Origin of the sequence: Achromobacter pulmonis, from assembly GCF_902859765.1 — a bacterium.
Classification (GTDB): Bacteria; Pseudomonadota; Gammaproteobacteria; order Burkholderiales; family Burkholderiaceae_B; genus Achromobacter; species Achromobacter pulmonis.
This window is the reverse complement of the sequence record NZ_CADIJV010000077.1, coordinates 1-2,425: the sequence shown is the minus strand read 5'-3', so window position 1 is coordinate 2,425 and position 2,425 is coordinate 1. Positions and strand designations below refer to the sequence as shown.

Here is a 2,425-nt window from a genome sequence, read left to right as displayed (position 1 = left end):
CCGCGGCGCCCGCCCGCCTGCCGGCGGCGCACGGGGCGGCAAGCCCCCCCGCGCGCCACGGGCGCTCAGGCTTACTTGCCGGTGGCGGCGCGCCAGTCCTTGATGAACTGCAGGCGCTTGTTCTGCTCCAGGTAGTCCAGCAGCGTTTCGTTGACCGGGATCGGCTTGAGCGAGGCGCCCAGCTTCTTGGTCATGCCGTCAACGTCGTTGTCGCCGTCGATGTCGTCACGGACCGAGGCCAGGTCGGCCTGGTTGGCCATGATTTCCTGGCCCTTGCGCGACAGCAGGTAGTCCATCCACAGCTTGGCGGCGTTGCGGTGCTTGGCCTTCTTGCTGATGAACGCCACGCGCGACAGCACCAGCGCGTAGTCGGTGGGATAGGCCACGCCCAGCGAGGGATCGGTCTTGGCGCGGGTCTCGGCGTACGAACCCAGGATGTTGTAGCCAATCAGGTTTTCGCCCGAGGACACGCGTTCCATCATGGTGCCGGTGGACGATTGCACCACCAGTCCGCCCTTGGCGATGTCCTTGAGCGTTTCGAAGTACTTGGGATCGTTGTTCTTGTCCTGTACCGCCAGCATGAAGCCGACCGCCGATTTCTCGATGTCGTAGGTGGTGACCTTGTTCTTGAACTTGTCCGGCTGGCTGGCGATCAGCTTGGCCAGGGCGCCGTGCGTGGTCGGCACTTCGTTGGCGGGCACCAGGCGCTTGTTATAGATGAATACCGCCGGTTCGTAGGTGGTGCCGTAGGCCGAGTCCTTCCATACCGCCCAGGCCGGCAGCTTGGACACCTCGGGCGATTTGTATTTCAGCGCGTAGTCGGTGGCCAGCTTGAGGGCCGAGTCCATCGACGAGCTCCAGACGATGTCGCCGCTGCTGCCGCCCGCGGCCTGCTCGCTGATGTAGCGGTTGTACAGCTCGGTGCTGTTCATGTCGTTGTATTCGACCTTGACGCCGGGATACATCGCCTCGAAGCCCTTGATGATGGGGCCGGCGGCCTTGGTGTCGGTGGTCGAGTAGATCACGACCTTGCCTTCCTTCTTGGCTCCGTCGAGGATCTTCTGGTAGTCGGCCGGATAACCGGCGGGAACCTGCTGGGCGTGGGCGCTACCGGCGGCGATGGCGAACGCAGCGGCGCAGGCGGCCGCCAGTCTGGACTTGGCAAGCATGTCTTGTCTCCGTTTGGAATAGGTATCGACAGGCGCGGGAGCCTGCTTGGCACCCATCTTAGGATTCGGTGTCTGTCGTCGTCCTGTCATGGCGCGGCAGTGGGGATAGGGGTAATCCCGCTGTCCGGGCGCGGGCTGGCCGAGGCGGCGCTACGGCCGTTCGGGCGTGTCGGTGACCAGCCGGATCCAGTTCTGCACGAAGCGCGAGTGGCGCCGCTGGTCCAATCCCACCAGCAGCGCCGGCGACAGCACCACCGGCTGCACGATGCCCTGCGAGCGCGCCAGCACCGCTTCCGAGGTCCAGCGGCCGGGCGTGTCTTCCATGATCGAACCCAGCGCCGCATGGCTCGACGCCACCTGCTGGCCGGCCGGCGACAGCAGCCAATCGACCAGGGCGCGGCCCAGGTCCGGGTGGGGCGCGCGCCGCGCGATCAGCACCGAGCGCGCCAGCACCAGCACATAGTCCTGCGGGAACACCACGCCGATCTTCGCGCCCGCCGCCTGGCGCGACAGGGCATACGAACCGAGGACGTTGTAGCCCAGGTCAATTTCGTCGTTTTCGATGGCGTCCAGCAGCTCGGCGCTGGTGGCCGACAACCGCACGCCGACCTGGCCGAAGGCGTTGGCCAGGCCCCAGAAGTTCGACGACACCAGTTCGTCCTGCTCGGCCATCAGGTAGCCCACGCTGCTGCGCGAGATGTCGTAGGTGCCGACGCGTCCGTGCAGCCGCGCGCGATCGTGCTCCAGCGTGCGCAGCAGGTCCTGGCGCGAACGCGGCACGGTGGCCTCGGTGTAGCGCTTGGGGTTGTAGACGATCACCGCCGGCTCGAAGGTGAAGCCGTAGACCTCGTCGCGCCAAACCGCCCACGATGGCAGCCTGGCCGCGTATGGCGACGCATAACGCTGCGCGTAGCCGTCGTTGGCCAGGCGGATCTGCAGGTCCGAGGCCGAACTCATCAGCACGTCCACGTCCTTGAGCCGGTCCTCGATGGCGGCCTCGTACAGTTCGCGGCTGCCCATCTCGCGGTACACCACGGTCACGTCGGGCCGCTGCGCCTGGAAGCCGAGGATCAGCGGCGCCACCACCGGGGTGTCGGTGGGGCCGGCGATGGTCAGCACGCGCGATGACGGCTGCGGCGCCGGGTAGCGGGTGATGATCTGCGCGTTTTCCGCCGCCCGCGCCGCGCCGGGGGGCGCGCCCAGCAACACCAGCGCCGCGCCGGCCGCGGCCAGCCAGGCGGCCATTGCGCGGCCGG

2 protein-coding genes are annotated in these 2,425 nt (G+C 67.4%); both read right to left on the bottom strand.

Annotation, left to right across the window (positions count from 1 at the left end):
- Positions 1 to 71: 71 nt before the first annotated feature.
- The gene (locus tag HV701_RS26525; protein ID WP_175135968.1) at positions 72 to 1,169 is read right to left on the bottom strand and encodes an ABC transporter substrate-binding protein; all 1,098 of its coding nucleotides are present in this window, start codon (positions 1,167 to 1,169) and stop codon (positions 72 to 74) included.
- Positions 1,170 to 1,319: 150 nt separating this feature from the next.
- The coding region (locus HV701_RS26520; protein WP_175135967.1) for an ABC transporter substrate-binding protein at positions 1,320 to 2,425 on the bottom strand (1,106 nt) is incomplete at its 5' end.

What these genes read in the sequence shown, in the direction of transcription:
- HV701_RS26525 (WP_175135968.1), bottom strand. Translation starts at nt 1,169, where the DNA reads ATGCTTGCCAAGTCCAGACTGGCGGCCGCCTGCGCCGCTGCGTTCGCC.